Here is a 20,443-nt window from a genome sequence, read left to right as displayed (position 1 = left end):
GGGATGAAGAGTGGGTCTGCACCGCGTGAAGCGGCATGCTGACGCTCGTTTTCGATGGCATTGCCTACGGCATGCTGCTGTTCGTGCTTGCCGTGGGGCTGGCCGTCACGTTGGGTCTGATGAATTTCGTCAACCTCGCGCACGGCGCCTTCGCCATGGCCGGCGGCTATGTGGCGGTGCTGCTCATGGGGCGCGCGGGCGTGCCGTTCCTGTGGTGCCTGCCGGCGGCGTTCCTCGCAACCGCGGCGCTCGGCGCCGTGCTCGAGCGGGTGTTGTACCGCCCGATGTACGGCAGGCCCCACCTGGACCAGGTGTTGTTCTCCATCGGCCTGGTCTTCATGGCCATGGCCGGCATCGACTACTTCGTCGGCTCGCAGCAGCAGATCGTGCAGCTGCCCGGCTGGCTGCAGGGGCGCTACGACCTGGCCGGCGTCGGCATCGGCAAGTACCGGCTGTTCATCATCTTGCTGTGTGCAGTGCTGACGCTGGCGCTGCAGTTCACGCTGGCGCGCACCCGCTTCGGCAGCCGCCTGCGCGCTTCCGTCGATGACGCCCGCGTGGCCAGCGGCATGGGCCTCAACGTCAACGCCATCTTCCTGCTCACCTTCTCCGTGGGCTCCGGCCTGGCCGGCCTGGGCGGTGCGCTCGGCGCCGACGTGCTGGGCCTGGATCCCAGTTTTCCACTGAAGTTCATGGTCTATTTCCTGATCGTGGTGTCGGTCGGCGGCACCGCCACCATCACCGGCCCGCTGCTGGCCGCCCTGCTGCTCGGCCTTGCCGACGTCATGGGCAAGTACTACGTGCCGGCATTCGGCTCCTTCATCGTCTACAGCCTGATGATCGCCATCCTCGTGGTGCGTCCGAACGGCCTGTTCTCGCGGGCGGGTGCACGATGAGCGCCGACGTGAACTTGGCCACCCGCGTGGCCGCCAGCCTGCGCGCCGATGCCCGTTGGAAGTGGTGGGAGATCGCGCTGCTCGCGGCGCTCGCCGCCTCCTGGTGGGCGCCCGACGCGCACGTGGCGCTGCTCAACCAGATTGCCATCACGGCGCTGTTCGCCGTCTCTCTGGACCTGGTGCTGGGTTATGCCGGCGTGGTGTCGCTGGGTCATGCGGCCTTCTTCGGGCTGGGTGCCTACGGTGCCGCGCTGCTGGGCATGCATGTGTTCCCCGACCCGCTGCTGGGCCTGGCCGCGGCCACGGCGATGGCAGCGCTGCTGGGGCTGGCCACCAGCTTCCTGGTTTTGCGCGGAACCGATCTGACGCGGCTCATGGTCACGATCGGCGTGTGCTCGGTGCTGTACGAGCTGGCCAACCGCTTCGCCGGCCTGACCGGCGGCGCCGACGGCCTGCAGGTGGGAACGGTGGCGCCGCTGCTGGGCCGCTTCGAATTCGACTTCGTCGGCCGTACCGGCTACGCCTACACGCTGGTGGTGCTGTTCGCATCGCTGCTGCTCTCACGCCGGCTCGTGCAATCGGACTACGGCATGTCGCTGCAGGCGCTTCGCGACAACGCGCTACGCGCTTCGTCCATCGGCCTGTCGGTCAATGCCCGCATCGTCGCCGTCTACACGGTGGCCGCCGCCATGGCCGGCGCAGCCGGTGCGTTGCAGGCGCAGACCACGGCCTTCGCCTCGCTGGATGTGCTGGCCTTCCACACTAGCGCGGACCTGATGCTGATGGTGGTGATCGGCGGCGCCGGCTACCTGTATGGCGGCATCTTCGGCGCCATCGCCTTCAAGGGACTGCACCACCTGTTCTCGACCTGGACGCCGCAGTACTGGACCTTCTGGCTCGGCCTGTTCCTGGTCGTGCTGATGCTGGTCGGGCGTGACCGTCTGGTGCGACCGTGGACCTGGTTCCGGAGAGGACGGGCATGAGCGCCGCCGCTACGCCCGAGAAGCCGATGGTGGACGACACCGTGCTGCTGACCCATGGCCTGGTCAAGCGCTTCGGCGGCATCGTGCCGACCAACGACGTCTCGCTGCGCGTCGCGCGTGGCGCGCGCCATGCGCTGATCGGCCCCAACGGGGCCGGCAAGACCACGCTGGTCAACCTGCTCACCGGCGTGCTGGAACCGACCGCGGGCCGCATCGTTCTGGACGGGTGCGACATCACGGACCTCGCCCCGTTCCGGCGGGTGCGCCAGGGCATCGTGCGCACCTTCCAGATCAACCAGCTGTTCAACACGCTGACCCCGCTGAAGTCTCTGGCGCTTACAGCATCGGCACAGCAGGGCGGCAGTGCCCAATGGTGGCGTCCGCTGGGTGCCCGCAGCGCGGTGGCGCAGGAATGCGCCCGTCTGCTGTACGAGTTCAAGCTCGACGACGTGATGGACCAGCCGGTCGCACTGCTGCCCTACGGCAAGCGCCGTCTGCTGGAGATCGCCATGGCGATCGCCTGCAAGCCGCGCGTGCTGCTGCTCGACGAGCCCGTCGCCGGCGTGCCCGAGGGCGAGCGCCAGGAGATCTTCGAGACGCTCAAGGCCCTGCCCGCCGATGTGTCGGTGCTGCTGATCGAGCACGACATGGACCTCGTCTTCGACTTCGCGCGCACGGTGTCCGTGCTCGTCAACGGCGCCTTGTTCGCCGAAGGCAGCGTGGCCGACATCTCGTGCGATCCGCGCGTGAAGGCCGTCTATCTGGGAGAAGGGCATGGATGAGCTGCTGCGCCTGCAAGGGCTGAAGGCCGGCTATGGCCAGGCCGTGGTGATCCAGGGCATCGACCTGGAACTCAAGCAGGGCCGCTCGCTGGCACTGCTGGGCCGCAACGGAACCGGCAAGACCACGCTGATGAACTCGCTGATCGGCGTGACCCGCCGCCACGCCGGCAGCATTTTCCTGGACGGCACTGACATCACGGCGCTGGCACCGCACCAGCGCGCGCGCGCCGGCATCGGCTGGGTGCCGCAGGAACGCAACACCTTCAAGTCGCTGACCGTGCACGAGAACCTGACGGCCGTGGCGCGCCCCGGACCTTGGACGGTGGCACGCGCCTACGCCATGTTCCCGCGGCTGGCCGAGCGCCGCGGCAACCTGGGCAACCAGCTGTCCGGCGGCGAGCAGCAGATGCTGGCCGTGGCCCGCGCGCTTGTGTTGAACCCTCGCGTGCTGCTGCTCGACGAGCCGCTGGAAGGCCTGGCGCCAATCATCGTCGAGGAACTGCTGCGCGCCATCGCCCGCGTCGTGCGCGAAGAGGGCATGTCGGCCCTGATCGTCGAGCAGAACCCCCGGACCATCCTGCCGATCACCGACCACGCCGTCGTGCTGGACCGCGGCGCAGTGGTGCTGCATGCGCGCAGCGCGTCGCTGCTGGCCGAGCCGCAGCAGCTGGAGCGCTGGCTGTCCGTGGCGCGCGACTGAGACCGCACACACCGAGATTCCCGATTTCTACGAAGGAGATGAACATGCACAAACGTCGATTCCTGCTGGCCGCCGTCGCGCTGGCCAGCGCCGCCGCGATCCAGGCGCAGGAGAGCATCAAGATCGGCCTGGTGGTGCCGATGACCGGTCCTTTCGCCTCGACCGGACGCCAGGTCGAGAACAACGTCAAGCTCTACCAGTCGCTACACGGCGACAGCGTGGCGGGGCGCAAGGTCGAGGTCATCCTGAAAGACGACGGCGGCGTGGCCGACACCACGCGCCGGCTCGCGCAGGAGCTGGTGCTCAAGGACAAGGTCAGCGTGCTGGCCGGCTTCGGACTCACTCCGCTGGCCTTCGCCACGGCGCCCATCGCCACGCAGAGCAAGACGCCCATGGTGGTCATGAACGCAGCCACGGCCGCGATCACCGAGCGCTCGCCCTTCATCGTGCGCAGCGGCTTCACACTGCCGCAGGTCACGGCGCCGGCTGCGCAATGGGCGCTGAAGAACGGCGTCAAGCGCGTGGTCACGCTGGTGGCCGACTACGGCCCGGGGCTGGACGCCGAGAAAACCTTCGTGGAGACCTACAAGGCTGGCGGCGGCGAGATCGTGGAAAGCCTGCGCGTGCCCATGGCCAACCCGGACTTCGCCCCCTTCCTGCAGCGCGTGCGCGATGCCAAGCCCGAAGTGGTGTTTGTGTTCGTTCCCTCTGGCATGGGCGCGGGCTTCATGAAGCAATTCACCGAGCGTGGCCTGGCGCAGGCCGGCATCCGCGTGCTGGCGACCGGCGACGTCGTCGACGACGACCTGCTCAACGACATGGGCGACGCGGCCCTTGGCGTGATCTCGTCCTTCCACTACTCGGCCGCGCTGCCATCGGCGGTCAACAGGAAGTACGTGGCCGACTACACGAAGGCCTACGCTAGCGCGCGCCCCAACTTCCATGGCGTCGGCGCCTACGACGGCATGCACCTGATCTACGAAGGCCTCAAGAAGACCAAGGGCGAAGGCGGTCAGGCCCTGCTCGACGCGATGAAGGCCGTGTCCTTCGAGAGCCCGCGCGGCAAGTTCGCCATCGACCCGGCCACGCGCGAAGTCGTGCAGGACGTGCGCCTGCACAAGGTCGAGCGTGTGGGCGGCCAGCTGTTCAACGTTCCGCTGGCGCCCTGAGCACCACCCTTTTCCAACCAAAGATCACCGAGGAGACCCTGAGATGAACGACACCAGAGCAAAGGCAGCCCACGCGCTGCGACTGTCCGTGGCCGGCGCCGCTGTGCTGGCGCTGCTGGCCGCCTGCGGCGGCGATGACAAGAAGGAAACGCGGCTGACCGCCGATGAGGTGGTGCCGGCCGGCATCCAGAAGCAGGCCGACCACTGGCTGTTCCAGCGCACCTGGGGCGAGGACGACGAGCCTGGCCATTGGTTCGCGGGCTGGACCAAGCCCAAGAAGTACTTGGGCAAGGAGAAGGCCGAGCCGACCCAGCCGGACGACTGCTGCTCGGCGACGGGCGCCGACTCGCCCATGGTCGGGGGGAACTACGGCCAGCAGAGCTATTCCTCGCTCGCCCGCATCACGCCGGCCAACCTGAACCTGGTGCGCGGAGCCTGGGTGAACAACGTCGAAGGCGGTGCGACCAACCAGAGCCAGCAGTCCACCGTGGTGGCCGAGAACGGTGTGCTCTACGTGAAGACGTCGCAGGGCAACGTCCACGCCGTCAACGGCAAGACCGGCGCGAAGATCTGGACCTTCACGAGCGGCGACGGCAACGCACTGCAGCGTGGCGTGGCCATCGGCCCCAAGCACATCTACGCCACCGGCGCGGGCAAGAACGTCTACGCCATCGACAAGGCCAATGGCAACCTGGTCTGGAAGAAGACCATCGTCGACGCAGGCGTCAGCGGCCTGAAGACGGCCGTCATCTACTACAACGGCTTCATCCACTTCGGCACCACCGACGGTGCACTGGGTTCGGCCTATGCGCTCAACGCGGAGACCGGCGACGTTGCCTGGAAGTTCGCCGGCGTGGCGCAGGAAGGCGACGACGCCAAGACCTGGGAGGGCGAGTCCGGCCTGCAGGGCGGTGCCTCGCCCTGGATGCACCCGGCCGTGGACCCCGGTGCGAACCTCGTCTACTACACCTTCGGCAACGCGCGCCAGGGCGGTGCGATGTCGGCGACCAACGGATCGGCCCGCGGCGGCAGCAACCTGTATGCCAACTCCATCGTGGCCATCGACGCGACCACGGGCAAGCGCAAGTGGCATTTCCAGTCCATCCACCACGACATCTGGGACCTGGACAACGTGCACGCGCCGGTGCTGGCCGACATCACCGTGGCGGGCAAGCTCCGCAAAGCCGTGTTCTACGGCTCCAAGGGCGGCCTGCTGTTCGTGCTGGACCGCCTCACAGGCGAGCCCATCATCGGCGTGGAAGAGCAGCCGGTGCCACAGGAAGCACGGCAAAAGACCTGGCCCACGCAGCCGATCCCCAAGGGCGATCCGTTCTCCATCATGTGCGTGAACCCCGAGGCCGAGAACCTGGCGCACCGGCCAGTGCCCAACTACGACTATGGCTGCGTCTACACGCCGTTCTGGGACACGCCGGTCACCAGCGCCCCTGGCACGGGCGGCGCGGCGGACTGGAACGCCTACTCATTCAACCGCGACACCGGCCTGCTGTACATCGGTGCCGGCAACATCAACTCCGGCTTCACGAACACCGGCTTCTTCCGTCCCGCGGGCGAGGTCCGCAACGGCCGCATCGTGGCCATGGACCCGCGCACCAACCGCATCGCCTGGGAGCGCGACATGCCCTGGTCGCTCGCGCACGGCAACGGTATCCTGAGCACCAAGGGCGGCGTGATGTTCATCGGCCAGCCCGATGGCAACCTGCTGGGGCTGGACGTGAAGACCGGCGCGGAGCTGTGGCGCTTCCAGACCGGCGCGGGTGTGCACACCACGCCGATCACCTACGAGATCGATGGCGAGCAGTACGTCGCGGTGTTCGCCGGCGGCAACGGCCTGCCGTACAACTCGCCGCAGGGTGACTTCCTCTGGTCGTTCAAGATCAACGGCGCTATCACGACGCAGGCCGCGACGCCCACCGCACCGCCGGTGCGCCAACCGATCACGACCGCCGCGGTGTCGGGCGACGCCGTCGGCACGGTGGTGACGCTGGGCCGCACCTGGACCAACAATGCCCCGTCCCCAACCGAGGTCGTCACCGGCGACGCGTCCTTCGCGCCCCGGGTTCTGAGCATCCGCGCCGGGCAGACGGTGACCTTCACCAACCCCTCGGCCAACGCCAGCAACCACTGCGCGACGACCTTCTACGACGGCGGCCTGGACACGGGCGTGCTGCGCCCCGGCCAGTCGGCGACGCACACCTTCACCACGCCGGGCGAGTACTTCTTCAACGACTGCGTGTACCCGCGCCAGACCGGCAAGATCATCGTGCAGTGAGCAACCGTGCCGCCACCGTGCCACAAGACGCGCGGCGGCGGCCAAGGAGACAGACATGGACAACAGAAGAAGCTTCCTGACGGACGGGCGCCGGCTGGGCGGTGCGCTGGCCGGGCTGCTGCTCGCGCAGGCCGCCAACCAGGCCGCGGCCGCCGTGGGGCCGCGGCCCGACGCCGCGCCCGATGGCATCGCCTTCACGATGTTCTCGCGCCACCTGCAGTGGGTCAGCACGCAGGGCGAGGCCGAGTCCCTGCCTTACGACGTGGGCGTGAGGATCGGCGAGAAGGCGCAGGAGATCGGCTACCAGTGGATCGATCTGACGGTGCGCAGCACCGGGCACGTCGACCCTTCGCGCGTCGATGTGGCGGTCAACCTTCCGCTGATGCTGAACGGCATTCGTTCCACCGGCGCCAAGTGCCGGCACATGACCTGCAACATCGTGGACACGACGACGGCCGCCAACACGCGCGGCGGTGTGCCGGTCATGGCCGAGGACATCCTCCGCGTCGCCAACGACAACGGCATCGCGCTGTACCGCTGGGGCGGGTTCTCGTACACCACGTCCGAGGACACCTTCGGCAAGCAGTTGCTGCGGCAGCTCGATGCCTTCGCCGAACGCGTGGCCGCGCTGGCGACGCTGAACCGCAGCTACGGCGCGACAGCCCTCTACCACACGTTCTCGGGCGGCAACAACGGCCGCTCCGTGTGGGACCTGATGCACATGCTCGAGCGCTTCGATCCGGCCGATCTGGCGCTGAACTTCGACATCGGCCACATGGTGACCGAGAGCGCCCTGTCCGCCTGGCGCTCAAACGTGCGCCATGCGCTGCCGTACATCAAGAGCGTTGGCCTGAAGGACGGTCTGGTGCAGCGCAATGCAAGCACCGGCGCGGTCGCTTCCTCCTGGGCGGCCGCAGGCCAGGGCATGGTGCAGTGGAAGGAGTTCTTCCAGTTGCTGCTCGAGGGCGGCTACACCGGCCCGGCCGAGGCCCAGTACGAATACAACGTGACCGGCCTGAACAACCAGAGCGTGAGCCTGAATACCACGTTCTGGTCCGACCACGCACAGTTTGCCAGCGGCAACATCACACCGGCCTTCATGACCGAAGAACTGAAGAAGGACCTGGCGGTGTACCGCCAGGCCGCATTGGACGCCGGCTGGCCCGCCGCGCGGCTGAGCTGATGCCACCGCGCAAGGAGACCGAGATGGACAGAAGAAATTTCCTGGCAGATGGGAGCCGGCTGGGCGGCACGCTGGCGGCACTGCTGCTGATGCAAGGCTGCGGTGGTGGCGATGAACCGGCAAGGCCTGGCCCGAGCCCCGACCCGGGAACCGACCCGGGTACCGACCCCGGTACCGATCCAGGCGACACGGTCGGACCGCGCCCGGACGTGGCGCCCGATGGCCTCGCCTTCACGATGTTCTCGCGTCACCTGCAGTGGGTCAGCACGCAGGCCGAAGCCGATACCAAGCCCTTCGAGGTCGGCGTCAAGCTCGGCGAGAAGGCGCAGGAGATCGGCTACCGCTGGGTGGACCTGACGGTGCGCAGTACCGGCCATGTCGATCCCACCCGCGTGGACCCGGCCGTGAACCTGCCGCTGATGTTGAAAGGCATCCGCTCCACCGGCGCCCGCTGCCGCCACATGACCTGCAACATCGTGGACACGACGACAGCGGCCAACACCCGCAATGGCGTGCCGGTCATGGCCGAGGACATCCTACGTGTGGCCAACGACAACGGCATCGCGCTGTACCGGTGGGGCGGATTCAGCTACGACGTGGCGGCCAGGGACGGCCAAGCCCAGCCTTTCGGCAGACAGCTCAAGCAACAGCTGGACGCTTTCGCCGAGCGCGTGGTGGCGCTGGCAGCTCTGAACAGGCGCCTGGGCATGACGGCGGTCTACCACACCTTCTCGGGCGGCAACAACGCGCGCTCGGTCTGGGATCTGGTCTACATGCTCGAGCGCTTCGATGCCAGCGAACTGGCGCTGAACTTCGACATCGGCCACATGGTGGTGGAGAGCCCGCTGTCGGCCTGGCGCACCAATGTGCGCTATGCGATGCCGGACATCAAGAGCGTGGGCCTGAAGGACAGCCTGGTGCAGCGCAATGCCGGCACCGGCGCCGTCAGTTCGGCGTGGACGGCGGCCGGCCAGGGCATGGTGCAGTGGCGGGAGTTCTTCCAGCTGCTGCTGCAGGGCGGCTACACCGGCCCGGCCGAGGCGCAGTACGAGTACAGCGTGACTGGATTGAACAACCAGAGCGTGAGCCTGAACACCACCTTCTGGTCCGACCATGCACAGCTCGCCAGTGGCAACCTCACGCCGGCTTTCCTGACCGAGGAGCTGAGGAAGGATCTGGCGGTGTACCGCCAGGCGGCGCTGGATGCCGGCTGGCCCGCCATCCGCCTGAGCTGAGCACCGCGTGCGTGGATGCGCCCGACCGGGCGCATCCGTTTCCCTTCCCCACTGCTCACCACCAACATGCCATTGCGCTTCCTGCCAGCCTGCGCGCTGGCGTGGGCCATGCCGCTCGCTGCCAGTGCGCAGCCCGGCGCGCCCCTGCAGTCCGTCGTCGTCACAGCCACGCGCACCGAGGCCGACCCGCAGGAGGTTCCGGCCTCGATCAGCAGCGTGAACGGCGACGAGCTGCGCCAGGGCCGCGCCCAGGTCAACATCTCCGAAGCCCTGGGCAGCGTGCCCGGCCTGCAGGCGCGCGAGCGCCAGAACTACGCCCAGGACGTGCAGATCTCCATGCGCGGCTTCGGCACGCGCGCCACCTTCGGCATCCGCGGCCTGCGCCTGTACGTGGACGGCATCCCCGCCACCCAGCCCGACGGCCAGGGCCAGCTCTCGCACGTGGACCTGGCCTCGGCCGAGCGCATCGAGGTGCTGCGCGGGCCGTTCTCGGCGCTGTACGGCAACTCCTCGGGCGGGGTGCTGCAGGTGTTCACCGAGGAGGGGCGCGGTGCGCCGAAGCTGCGGCTGGACACGGCGGCGGGCAGCGACGGGCTGCTGCGCTTCGGCGCCAAGGTGAGCGGCAATACCGGGCTGAACGACAGTGGCGTGGGCTATGTGCTGTCGGCCAGCCGCTTCGCCACGGATGGCTACCGCGAGCACAGCGAGGCACGCCGCCCCCTGGCCAATGCCAAGCTCACGCTGCGCCCGCACGAGGACGGCAAGCTCACGCTGGTGGCGAACCGGGTGGTGTTGCCCAAGGCCGACGATCCGCTGGGTCTGTCGCGCGCGCAGTGGCAGGCCAACCCGCGCGGCGTCGATCCGGCGGCCCTGAACTTCAACACGCGCAAGAACATGGACCAGACCCAGGCCGGCCTGGTCTACGAGCACCACCTGAGCGAAGCCCATGCGCTGCAGGCCACGCTGTACGGCGGGCAGCGCGGCACCACGCAGTACCAGTCGATCCCGGTCGCGGTGCAGAACAACCCGCGCCACCCTGGCGGCGTGATCGACCTGGACCGCGACTACGCCGGCGCCGACCTGCGCTGGACCTGGCGCACGCTGCTGGCCGACGCGCCGCTGACCGTGGTGGCGGGCCTGGCCTACGACGGCCTGCGCGAGGACCGGCGCGGCTACACCAACTTCGTCGGCAGCACCCTGGGCGTGCAGGGCGCGCTGCGCCGCGACGAGCGCAACCGCGTGAGCAACTTCGACCAGTACCTGCAGGCCGACTGGCGCCTGACCCAGCGCTGGACGCTGAACGCAGGCCTGCGCCACAGCCGCGTGCGCTTCGATTCGCAGGACCGCTACATCGTCGGTGTCAACCCGGACGACAGCGGGCAGGCACGCTATGGCGCCACGCTGCCCGTGTTCGGCGCCAGCTTCGCCGTCACGGAAAGCCTGCGGGTGTACGCCTCGGCCGGCAAGGGCTTCGAGACGCCCACGCTCAACGAGCTGTCCTACCGGCCTGACCAGCAGCCCGGCCTGAACTTCGGCCTGCAGCCGGCGCGCAGCAGGAGCGTGGAGGCGGGCCTGAAGCACCGCAGCGCGGCGCTCGGCGAATGGACGGCCGCGGTGTTCCGCACCGGCACCGAAGACGAGATCGTGACCAGCACCGTCAACGGCCGCTCCACCGCGCAGAACGCCGGCAAGACGCGGCGCAACGGCCTGGAGCTGGCCTGGGAGCAGCGCTATCTGCAGCACCTGCGCACGCAGGTGGCGGCCACCTTCCTCGATGCGCGCTACCGCGACGGTGCCAACGCTGGCGCGCGCATGCCGGGCCTGGCCAAGAGCAGCCTGTACGCCAGCGCCGGCTGGGTGCCGCCGCAGGGCTGGCGCGCCGGTGCCGATTGGCGCGCACTGAGCCGTGTGATGGTGAACGACGCCAACAGCGATGCGGCGGCCGGCTACGGCGTGCTGGGCCTGTACACGGGCTATGCCGCGCGGCTGGGCGGCTGGCAGCTGGAAGGCTTCGTGCGCGCGGACAACCTGCTGGACAAGCGCTACGCGGGCTCGGTCATCGTCAACGAAGGCAACAGCCGTTTCTTCGAGCCCGCGCCAGGGCGCAACTGGCTCGTGGGGCTATCTGTTTGTCTGAGCTACTGAGATTCGCACTGATTCTTCGATGGTTTGCATCTCGCAAACGCATGACACCCGAGAGGAGACAAGCCCGTGCAACAAACGTTCGAAGCCGCATCGACACAGCAACTAGGCATCCCATCCACGGGCTCCGTTCGGCCTCGACAAGGCAGCGGAAAATCCGCTGGTGAAGAGGACAGGCCATTGAATGGTCGTATGGTCAGATGCTTCTGCCTCGCTTTCGCTTGCCTTTACATCCTGCTTATGGCCTGGGGGATTGCTGGGAAATTCGAATGACCGTAGAGACGTCCGTCAATAGCTCACGGACGCTTGTTCGGCGTCTCCATGTACGAAAGCACGCATGACGTGGGCTGGTACTACATTGCTTGCTGCTGCGTGGAATGCAACCTGGTCGGGGCCTTCGCAGACCGGAAGTGCGAAGCAGGTGATGCAGCGGCCTTCCTCGCCAAGGTCTGAGCATGACGTCATCGGTGGGCTTGGCTGCATGAATGACCGCTAGCGCCTGAATTGCTGACGGTCAGGTCGATTAGGCGGATGACGGCAGATGTTTAGGGTTGTGAGATACCTGCCCGGCAAGCCGCAGGTCGTGGATGAGCCACGACCTGAGGGCAGGTGTCGCACAAGCCTCGAGGGAGGAAACCGCGGATTGCGTCGCTGCGGCAGTTTGCCGCGGCAGGCTATGGGGATTTGAGCAACGCGATGCTGGTCCTGGCGGCCAGGCTGTGGGTCCGCGCATGCCGGATGGCGCCGCCCATGACGGCGCCGCCTGATCGGATGGACCAGCAGCAGCCGGCCAACTGTGGTCCACGATGGTGACGCAGCTGCCACGCGCACGATTGCCCAGCCGGTGCAGGCCACTGGCCGATCAGCGCGTGTTGCGATCCGTGCGTGCCGTCGCTGGTCATGGCGGCGGTGCGCGGATGGCCATGCCGCGCATGAAGACCAGCAAGATGCTCATTGCCTGCCCGCAGTGCCGGCAGATGAAGGTGGCAGCTGGCGGGGCCGACGCAGCAGCGTCACTGTCCGCCGCGAGGGGCGCTGGCGGAGCCTGGAGCAGCTCGCGCGCCAACGCCAGGCTGGCCGTGCGGCAGCCGTTGGCCAGCAACCCGTAGTGACGGATGCGGTGCAGGCCTGCAGGCAGTACGTGTAGCAAGAAGCGGCGCATGAACTCCGCCGGATCCAGCGTCATGGCCTTGTGGCGCGTGCGGCCCTTGGCGCGGTAGTCCTTCCAGCGGAACGTCACGCCGCGCTCGTCCATCGCCAGCAGCCGGCTGTTGGAGATCGCCACCCGGTGGGTGTAGCGCGACAGATAGGCCAGCACGGACTGCGGCCCGGCGAAGGGACGCTTAGCGTAGACCACCCACTCGACCCGGCGCAGCGGTGCCAGCCAGCGCTTGAAGGCCGGTGCGCCGGCAAGGGTGGCCTGCTCGCCGAAGAACTGCAGCTTGCCGCCCGCGTGCAGCCGCCACAGCTCTTCAAGGAAGCGCCTTCGGAACAGGCGCGACAGCACCCGCACCGGCAGGAAGAAGCCAGGCCGGCACGCCACCCAGGTCTTGCCATCGGGGGCCAGCCCACCGCCGGGCACGATGCCGTGCACGTGCGGATGGTGCGTCAGCGCAGAGCCCCAGGTGTGCAGCACCAGTGTCGCCCCGATCCTGGCGCCCAGGTGCTTCGGATCGGCGGCGATGGTCAGCAGCACCTCGGCGGCCAGGTCGAACAGCAGCCCATAGAGCACCGCCTTGTTCTGGTACGCGATGTCCGCCACGGGCGCCGGCAGCGTGAACACCACGTGGTAATACTCCACCGGCAGCAGATCGGCCTGGCGCGCATCGAGCCAGCGCTGTGCCGCCGCGCTCTGGCACTTGGGGCAGTGCCGGTTGCGGCAGGAGTTGTAGGAGACCTGGTCGGTACCGCAGCCTTCGCAGCGCAGCACGTGGCCACCCAGCGCCGCGCTGCGGCACTGTGCGATGGCCGACATGACCTTGAGCTGGCCCAGGCTCAGGTGGCCGCGCTGGGCGGCACGCCAGGCCGGGCCATGCTGGTGGAAGACATCGGCCACCTCCAGGGCTGGCCGTCCCATGGCTGCACCTCAGGACGGCGGCAGCGGCTCCAGCGGGCCGATCACCTCGCGCAGCAGATCGGTGGCCACGTGGGTGTAGATCGCCGTCGTCTCCAGCCGCTTGTGGCCCAGCAGCACCTGGATCACGCGAATGTCCACCTTGCGCTCCAGCAGGTGCGTTGCGAACCCGTGGCGCAGCGTGTGTGTGGAGACGCGCTTGTCGATACCGGCCGCTTCAGCGGCCGCATGAATGGCGCGGTTGAGCTGGCGCGGCGTCAGTGGGTCGGTCGGGTCCATGCCCGGGAACAGCCAGCCACCGGGCCGCATGCGGCCCTGCGCATTGGCGACGCGCCACCAGGTGCGCAGACGCTGCAGCAACACCGGGCTGAGCATCGCGTAGCGGTCCTTGCGGCCCTTGCCTTGCTCCACCCTCAACGTCATGCGCTCGCCATCCACGTCGGTGACCTTCAGGTGGACGACCTCGCTGGCGCGCAGGCCCGCGCCATAGGCAACCGACAGCGCGGCCTGGTGCTTGACGTTGGTGGCCGCGGCGATCAGGCGCGTGGTCTCCTGCACGCTGAGCACCACGGGCACCTTGTGCGGCAGCTTGACCGGATGCATGCGGGCCATCAGGTCCACGCGCTGCAGCGTGACGTCGAAGAAGAAACGCAGGCCGGTCTGCGTGGCGTTCAGCGTCATGGGCGAAGTGCCCGAGTCCACCAGGTGCAGTTGGAAGTTGCGCAGGTCTTCCACGCTGGCCGTGTCCGGCGAGCGGTGCAGGTAAGCGGCCAGCTTGCGCACGGCCCGGATGTAGGCCACCTGCGTGCGTGGATCCAGCTTGCGGATGCGCATGTCTTCGAGCATGCGCTGGCGCAGCGGCGTGACCGCCGGAATGATCGTGTCCATGGTTGCAGCTCCGTCGATGAGCGAGGCGGGATTGCCTCGACATCGACGGTGGCAGCAACGCGGGAATCAAGCGGCCACGCGTCGCGCGGAGCGCCTACCGCGCGAGCGGTTTAGTCCACGGGCGCTTTCCAGCCATTAATCCCGATGCCGAACCCCGGCCAAGTTCGCCCGAACTCACTGTTCACGACCATCTGAAAGCTGTGTCCATGTCGAGCCGAAGCATGCAGGCGCGGAACCTGGTCTGCGGGCGCAGTTCGACCGACTTGGCATCCGAGCACAGCAAGTTGGCGGACCGACACAGGCAGAAGCTGTAGCCCCCACCCGGCGAGCCAGCCCCAGGCTGCCGGCTTCGCCGCAGCCTGAGACGCCCTGCGGCAGATCCCGCTGGTGCGCGCAGCCGGTCTGGCCGGAACATGGAGACGCCTTGCCCACAGCACCCGCCATGCCCATCCACCCCTCCGCCCTGGCCCTGTCCACCGCCCTGCTGCTCGGTTCGGCCCATGCCGCCACGCCCGAACAGCTCTACCAGCTCGCGCTCGAAGCCCAATCCGAGCGCGCCTACCCGCAGATGCTGGAGCTGCTGCGCCGCTCCGCGCGCGCCGGCCATGTCGAGGCCCAGGAGATGCTGGGGCTGGCCTTGCTGGTCGGGCCCGCCGTCTACGGTCCGGCCGTCACGGCGGACCGCTGCGAAGCTCTGCACTGGGCGCGCCAGGCCTTTGCCCAAGGCAGCCCTGTGGCCTGGCAGCAGCTGGTGTTCCTGAACCGCACGCGCGGCGCGCCGGCCGGCCGCCCCGCCTGCTCAGGCTGAACGGCGCGGCGGCCAGCGCCACCAGGCCGCCGCCACGGCCAGGCCGAACAGCGTGTAGGCCAGCGTGAAGACCCAGGCCGGCGCGTCCCAGTACAGCAGCCGGTGCAGCCAGTGCTGCAGAAAGCCGCCAGCATAGGCCTGCTGCCCGGCCGCCAGGCGCAGCGCCATCTCCCAGGTCGTCAGCGGGCAGGTGATGCCCAGCCAGGCCTCGCCCACGACGAAAGCGATGGCGCCCAGGTGCAGCAGCCGCAGCCACCAGTGGTTGACCCAGCGCCAGCCCGCCAGGTTGCCGCCGACCACGAGCAACAGCCCGCCCACCACGAACAGCACGATGGCCACGTGCAGCACCAGCACGGCGTCGGCCAGCAAGGCCAGGCTCATGCAGCCCTCTTCATGGATGCATCTCGTCCACCGCGGCCGGCGCGCGGTGCGCCGAGATGCACGACAGCACGGCGCTGGTCACCAGTGCCATGGCAAGCCATTCCAGCGCCGTGGGCCAGCGCGCCTCCCACAGGAAGCCGTAGAGCAGCGCGAACAGCGTCTCGAACACCACCATCTGCCCGACCAGCGTGAGCGGCAGCAAGCGGCTGGCCTGGTTCCACAACGCATTGCCCAGCACCGAGGCCAGCAGCGCCACGCCGGCCGAGACGCCGACGAAGCGCCACCAGGCACTGCCCGGCTGCAGTGCGAGGTCGGCCAGCATGAAGGCCGGCACCGCCAGCACCAGCGCCTGCGCGCCCGTGACCACGCCCGTGAGCAGGCTCCAGTCGTGCGCCGACACGCCCTGCAGCCGTGCCAGCTGCCGGCTGTTGCCCACCGCGTAGCTGGACCACGAGACGAGCGCGCCGACCGCGCAGGCGAACCCCAGCCAGCGCTGCGCTGGCGGCTGCGCCGAGGCACCCGCGAGCGACTCCCAGGCGATGCAGGCCACGCCGGCCAGGCCCAGCACCAGGGACGGCGCGAGCCTGCGCAGCGGCACCGCGTCGGCGCCGCGGCTGCCGACCCAGGTCACGGCCACGGGCAGGAAGCCGATCACGAGCGAGGTCATGGCCATGCCGCCGATCTGCACGGCGCTGGCCAGCAGCACGTAGTACAGGCTGTTGCCCAGCAGGCTGAGCCAGAACAGCGCGCGCCATTCCCGTGCGCCCACATGCGGGCGCAGCGCCGGCCAGCGCGGCAGCAGCAGCGCCGCGGCGATCAGGCCATAGGCCAGGTAGCGCGCCGCCGACAGCTGCAGCGGATTGAATTCGGGCGCCAGCTCGGGCGCGAGGAACACCAGGCCCCAGGCCGCGCCAGCAGCCACGCCGCAGGCCACGCCGAGCCAGGTGCCCTTGGGGGCGGACATGCAAAGGTCTCCATCGGGAACGGGAAGGCCGCCGAGCTTAGCCGCATGTAGTCGCCGTCCGACAGCCATTCCCGCCCGGCGCCGCCGCGCAGACGCTGCCCGGGCCGCCGCCACGGCAACCGGCACCGGCATAGGCTGCAGACCATGCGCGCTTTTTCTCCCGGTCGCGGCACGAAGATCCTGTTGGCCCTGCTCGGCGCACTCGTCGTGTTCCTTTTGCTGTTCGACTGGGACTGGCTGCGCGGCCCGCTCAACCGCACCATCAGCGAGAAGACGCAGCGCCGCTTCGACAGCTCCCACCTGGCTGTAGAACTGGGCTGGAATCCGGTGATCCGGCTCAAGGACGTGTACTTCGCCAACGCCGACTGGGCCGACGGGACGGGCGACAAGCCCATGGCCCGCATCGGCACGCTGGAGTTCTCGGTCTCGCTGCGCGACCTGTGGAACGGCAAGGTGTTCGTGCCACGCGTGGCGATGGACCAGGCCGAGCTCAACTTCGAGAAGGCCAAGGACGAGCGCCGCAACTGGGTGCTGGGCGAGCCGTCGGAGACCAAGGAGCCGAGCAAGCTGCTCATCTCCAGTCTCTCGGTCCGCCAGGGCAGGCTGCGCTATGTGGACCGGACCACGCCATTGGACATCGGCGTCGATGTCGAGACCTTCGACCCGGCGGCGGCGGCCAAGGCCGACGATGCAAAAGCACGCCCCGACAACGCGCGCTACACCACGCGCTACCGCTTCGCCGGCACCTACCACGACGCCAAATTCAGCGGCCAGGCCCAGACCGGCGACGTGCTGAGCTTCCAGGGCTCCGACGTGCCGTTCCCGATCCAGGGCCGGCTCGTGGCCGGCAGCACGCGGCTCGACGTGGAAGGCACCGTGGCCGACGCGGCCCACATCAGCGGCATCGACGTGCGCCTGAACATCGCGGGCAGCACGCTGGCCAACCTCTACCCCTTCCTGCTGCTGCCGCTGCCGGCCTCGCCGCCCTACCAGCTGTCGGGCCACCTGAAGCTGGATGGCAACCGCTACGCCATGCAGGACATCCGGGGCCGCATCGGCAAGACCGACGTGACGGGCGAAGCCGCCTATGTGCAACGCGAACCGCGCCCGCTGCTCACCACCACGCTGCACAGCAAGCTGTTGAACCTGCCCGACCTGGGCCCGCTGGTGGGGCTGACGACCAAGGACACCACCGACGCGCGCCCGCTCACGCAGGCCGAGACGCAGACGCGCGCCAGTGCACAGGCCAAGGAGAAGCAGACCAGCGGCGACCGCGCCCTGCCCACCGGCACGGTGCAAGGCGAGCGCCTGTTGCCCACGGGCAAGTTCGAAGGCGGGCGCTTCAAGGCCATCGACGCCGAGGCCGACCTGCGCGTGGACCGCATCGACGCGCCCGACTTCATCGCGCTGCAGAACCTGCGCGTGAAGCTGGACCTCAAGGATGCGGTGCTGCGCCTGGACCCGTTCGACGTGGACCTGGCCGACGGCGAGATCCGCTCCGTGGTGCGCCTCGACGCGCAGCAGCCCACCCTGCGCGCGGACCTGGACCTCACGGCGCGCCGGCTCAAGCTGGCGCGGCTGGTGCCGCCCTCGCCCCGGCTGGCGACGTCCAGCGGTGCCATGGGCGCGCGCGCCAGGCTCAGCGCCAGCGGCAACTCGATCGCCGACCTCGCCGCCAAGGCCGACGGCCAGGTGCAGGCCGCGCTGTCGCAGGGCCAGGTGTCCAACCTGCTCGACGCCGTCTCGGGCCTGAACGGCGGCAAGATCATCTCGCTGCTGATGGGCGGCGACCAGGCGATCCCGATCAACTGCGGCGCGGTCTCGTTCGATGTGAAGGACGGCCAGGGCCGCTCCGAGGTGTTCGTCGTCGACACCATGGACACGCGCATCGAGGGCGAGGGCACGTTCGACCTGGACCGCGAACGCTTCGACCTGACCATCGCCCCCAAGCCCAAGAAGGCCGGCATCCTGTCGCTGCGCACGCCGGTGCGCGTGTACGGCAGCTTCCGCTCGCCCGGTTTCGAACTCGACAAGGCCGGCCTGGCCCTGCGCGGCGGCGGTGCCCTGGCGCTGGCGCTGGTCAACCCGCTGGCCGCCCTGATACCCTTGATCGAGACCGGTCCCGGGGAAGACACCGATTGCCGGCAGCTGCTGGCCGCCGCCGGCCCCGCCGCCAAGGCGGCCGCCCCGACCACCCGATCCAAGCCTTGAACGACCCATGCGCACCGTGCCAGACACCTCCCCTGCCCCGCACCGCCAGGTGCCCGACCGCCCCGTCCTGCCCACCTTCAAGCAATGGCTGGCCCTGTGCAAGCAGGCCGTGCAGTCGTGGTCCGACGACTACGCGCCCAGCATGGGCGCTGCCCTGTCGTACTACAGCGTGTTCTCGATGGCGCCGCTGCTGCTGATCGTGATCTCGGTGGCCGGCCTGGTGTTCGGCGAGGAGGCCGCGCGCGGCGAGCTGTTCGGCCAGCTGGCCGGCCTGATGGGCGCGGACGCGGCCAAGACGCTGGAGACGCTGCTGGCCAGCGTCAACAAGCCGGCCCAGGGCATCGTCTCCACGCTGATCGGCCTGGGGGTGCTGCTGATCGGCGCCACCACGGTGTTCGGCGAACTGCAGAACGCGCTGGACCGCATCTGGCGCGCGCCCGCGCGCAACACCTCGGGCGGGCTGTGGAACCTGCTGCACACGCGGCTGCTGTCCTTCGGCATGGTGCTGGGCATCGCCTTCCTGCTGATGGTCTCGCTGGTGCTGGGCGCCGTGGTCTCGGCCCTGGGCAAGTGGTGGGGCGATGCCTTCGTCGGCTGGGAGATCGCGGCCCAGCTCATCAACATCGTGCTGGGCTTCGCGCTGACGACCGGGGTGTTCGCGATGATCTACAAGATCATGCCGCGCGTGCAGGTGCGCTGGTACGACGTGTGGATCGGCGCGGCCGCCACCGCGCTGCTGTTCACGCTGGGCCGCTTCCTGATCGGGCTGTACATCGGCAAGAGCGGTGTGGCCTCCAGCTTCGGCGCGGCCGGCTCGCTGATCGTGATCTTCGTCTGGGTCTACTACTCGGCCCAGGTGTTCCTGATGGGGGCGGAGTTCACCTGGCTGTACGCCAAGCAGTACGGCTCCATGCGCCACCTGCCGGGCCCGGCCACGGAGCCCGCTCCGACCTCCGTCAACGGCTAGGAGCGTGGGCGGCAGAAATCCGGCCCACGCTCCTAGGCTGCCGGCGCCACGGCAGCGCCCTGGATGCCGTGGCGACGCAGCGCCTCGGCCACGAAGCCACTGGCCTTCATCTCCTCGACGAAGGCGGCCAGCGCGGCCTGGGCCGCGGCACCGCGGCCGGCCGGCAGGCCCATGGCCTGCTGGATCACCATGAAGCAGCCCGGCAGCAGGCGCAGGCCGCCGAGCCGCGCGGCATCGGCCTCGAGCTGCTGCTTGACGCCCGCGGCCACGTCGGCGTTCTCGTCGAGGAAGCTTTGCACCACGGCCGGCGAACTCGGCGCGCGCAGGATGGTCGCGGCCTTCAGTTCGCGCGTGAGGAACAGGTCGTACGCGCTGCCCTTGCCGACCACCACGCTGTGGCCCGCGGTATCGACCTCGGCCTTGTCCTGCAGCGGCGAGTCTGCGCGCACGAGGTAGCAGCCCTCGATCAGCACATAGGGCGCCGTGAAGCGGATGCCCTCGCCGCGCAGCGGGTCGATGGCGAAGAAACCGATGTCGGCCTGTTCGGCCTTGACCGCCTCGACCGATTGGCCCGCAGTGTCGAAGACGACCAGATCGAGCGCCACGCCCAGCCGTTCGGCGAACGCACGCGCGAGGTCGACCGACACGCCCTTGGCCTGGCCATCGGCACCGCGGCCGGCCAGGATGGGATTGCCCAGGTTGATGGAGGCACGCAGGCGCCCACTGGGGGTGAAGGCCTGGACGAGATCGGATGCGGAGGTGGTCATGCG

The 20,443-nt window shown here is 68.9% G+C and carries 17 protein-coding genes; 12 read left to right on the top strand and 5 right to left on the bottom strand.

Translation table 11 applies throughout. From position 1 onward, the window contains the following. Positions 1-35: 35 nt before the first annotated feature. The 9 genes from ACSQ4M_RS14915 to ACSQ4M_RS14875 all read left to right on the top strand — a co-directional run bounded on the left by ACSQ4M_RS14915 (position 36) and on the right by ACSQ4M_RS14875 (position 11,383). The gene (locus tag ACSQ4M_RS14915; protein WP_436190236.1) at positions 36-896 is read left to right on the top strand and encodes a branched-chain amino acid ABC transporter permease; all 861 of its coding nucleotides are present in this window, start codon (positions 36-38) and stop codon (positions 894-896) included. Further along, positions 893-1,879, top strand: a complete 987-nt coding sequence (locus ACSQ4M_RS14910) for a branched-chain amino acid ABC transporter permease (RefSeq protein WP_436190235.1) — start codon at positions 893-895, stop codon at positions 1,877-1,879. Before ACSQ4M_RS14915 ends, ACSQ4M_RS14910 begins: the two co-directional genes overlap by 4 nt. Beyond that, complete coding sequence (locus ACSQ4M_RS14905) at positions 1,876-2,661, top strand: ABC transporter ATP-binding protein (protein WP_436190234.1); 786 nt, start codon at positions 1,876-1,878, stop codon at positions 2,659-2,661. The genes ACSQ4M_RS14910 and ACSQ4M_RS14905 overlap by 4 nt, the downstream gene beginning before the upstream one ends. After that, complete coding sequence (locus tag ACSQ4M_RS14900; protein WP_436190233.1) at positions 2,654-3,361, top strand: ABC transporter ATP-binding protein; 708 nt, start codon at positions 2,654-2,656, stop codon at positions 3,359-3,361. Before ACSQ4M_RS14905 ends, ACSQ4M_RS14900 begins: the two co-directional genes overlap by 8 nt. Before the next feature lie 44 nt (positions 3,362-3,405). Further along, positions 3,406-4,530 carry an ABC transporter substrate-binding protein gene (locus tag ACSQ4M_RS14895; RefSeq protein WP_436190232.1) on the top strand — a complete coding sequence of 375 codons (1,125 nt, stop codon included), beginning with the start codon at positions 3,406-3,408 and terminating at the stop codon, positions 4,528-4,530. A gap of 43 nt (positions 4,531-4,573) precedes the next feature. Then, complete coding sequence (locus ACSQ4M_RS14890) at positions 4,574-6,820, top strand: outer membrane protein assembly factor BamB family protein (RefSeq protein WP_436190231.1); 2,247 nt, start codon at positions 4,574-4,576, stop codon at positions 6,818-6,820. A gap of 55 nt (positions 6,821-6,875) precedes the next feature. Then, on the top strand, positions 6,876-8,003 hold the full coding sequence (locus ACSQ4M_RS14885; RefSeq protein ID WP_436190230.1) for a sugar phosphate isomerase/epimerase family protein: 1,128 nt from the start codon (positions 6,876-6,878) through the stop codon (positions 8,001-8,003). Between the two features lie 23 nt (positions 8,004-8,026). After that, positions 8,027-9,238 carry a sugar phosphate isomerase/epimerase family protein gene (locus ACSQ4M_RS14880; protein ID WP_436190229.1) on the top strand — a complete coding sequence of 404 codons (1,212 nt, stop codon included), beginning with the start codon at positions 8,027-8,029 and terminating at the stop codon, positions 9,236-9,238. 66 nt (positions 9,239-9,304) lie between these two features. Further along, a complete protein-coding gene (locus tag ACSQ4M_RS14875; RefSeq protein ID WP_436190228.1) occupies positions 9,305-11,383 on the top strand; it encodes a TonB-dependent receptor family protein in 2,079 nt (692 codons plus the stop codon). Positions 11,384-12,278: 895 nt separating this feature from the next. On the opposite strand, the gene ACSQ4M_RS14870 is transcribed toward ACSQ4M_RS14875, so the two are convergent. Beyond that, positions 12,279-13,457 (bottom strand): IS91 family transposase, encoded by a 1,179-nt coding sequence (locus ACSQ4M_RS14870; protein ID WP_436190227.1) that lies wholly within the window; start codon positions 13,455-13,457, stop codon positions 12,279-12,281. 9 nt (positions 13,458-13,466) lie between these two features. Further along, positions 13,467-14,342 carry a tyrosine-type recombinase/integrase gene (locus ACSQ4M_RS14865; protein WP_436190226.1) on the bottom strand — a complete coding sequence of 292 codons (876 nt, stop codon included), beginning with the start codon at positions 14,340-14,342 and terminating at the stop codon, positions 13,467-13,469. A 424-nt stretch (positions 14,343-14,766) separates the two neighbouring features. On the opposite strand from ACSQ4M_RS14865, the gene ACSQ4M_RS14860 reads away from it, so the two are divergent. Next, entirely contained in the window at positions 14,767-15,150 is a 384-nt protein-coding gene (locus ACSQ4M_RS14860) for a sel1 repeat family protein (protein WP_436190225.1), read from the top strand. On the opposite strand, the gene ACSQ4M_RS14855 is transcribed toward ACSQ4M_RS14860, so the two are convergent. Next, entirely contained in the window at positions 15,142-15,531 is a 390-nt protein-coding gene (locus tag ACSQ4M_RS14855) for a DUF2784 domain-containing protein (RefSeq protein WP_436190224.1), read from the bottom strand. The two genes, ACSQ4M_RS14860 and ACSQ4M_RS14855, sit on opposite strands and share 9 nt — an antisense overlap. A 10-nt stretch (positions 15,532-15,541) precedes the next feature. Continuing rightward, on the bottom strand, positions 15,542-16,495 hold the full coding sequence (locus tag ACSQ4M_RS14850) for a DMT family transporter (protein ID WP_436190223.1): 954 nt from the start codon (positions 16,493-16,495) through the stop codon (positions 15,542-15,544). Positions 16,496-16,639: 144 nt separating this feature from the next. On the opposite strand from ACSQ4M_RS14850, the gene ACSQ4M_RS14845 reads away from it, so the two are divergent. Next, on the top strand, positions 16,640-18,706 hold the full coding sequence (locus tag ACSQ4M_RS14845; protein WP_436190222.1) for an AsmA family protein: 2,067 nt from the start codon (positions 16,640-16,642) through the stop codon (positions 18,704-18,706). Between the two features lie 16 nt (positions 18,707-18,722). After that, positions 18,723-19,673 (top strand): YihY/virulence factor BrkB family protein, encoded by a 951-nt coding sequence (locus tag ACSQ4M_RS14840; RefSeq protein WP_436194015.1) that lies wholly within the window; start codon positions 18,723-18,725, stop codon positions 19,671-19,673. 32 nt (positions 19,674-19,705) lie between these two features. Here the strand turns inward: ACSQ4M_RS14840 and ACSQ4M_RS14835 are convergent, their stop codons facing one another. Next, a complete protein-coding gene (locus ACSQ4M_RS14835) occupies positions 19,706-20,440 on the bottom strand; it encodes a transporter substrate-binding domain-containing protein (RefSeq protein ID WP_436190221.1) in 735 nt (244 codons plus the stop codon). Positions 20,441-20,443 lie beyond the last annotated feature (3 nt).

The organism is Pseudorhodoferax sp. LjRoot39 (assembly GCF_964253035.1).
Classification (GTDB): Bacteria; Pseudomonadota; Gammaproteobacteria; order Burkholderiales; family Burkholderiaceae_C; genus Pseudorhodoferax.
This window is presented reverse-complemented; position numbering and strand designations above follow the sequence as displayed.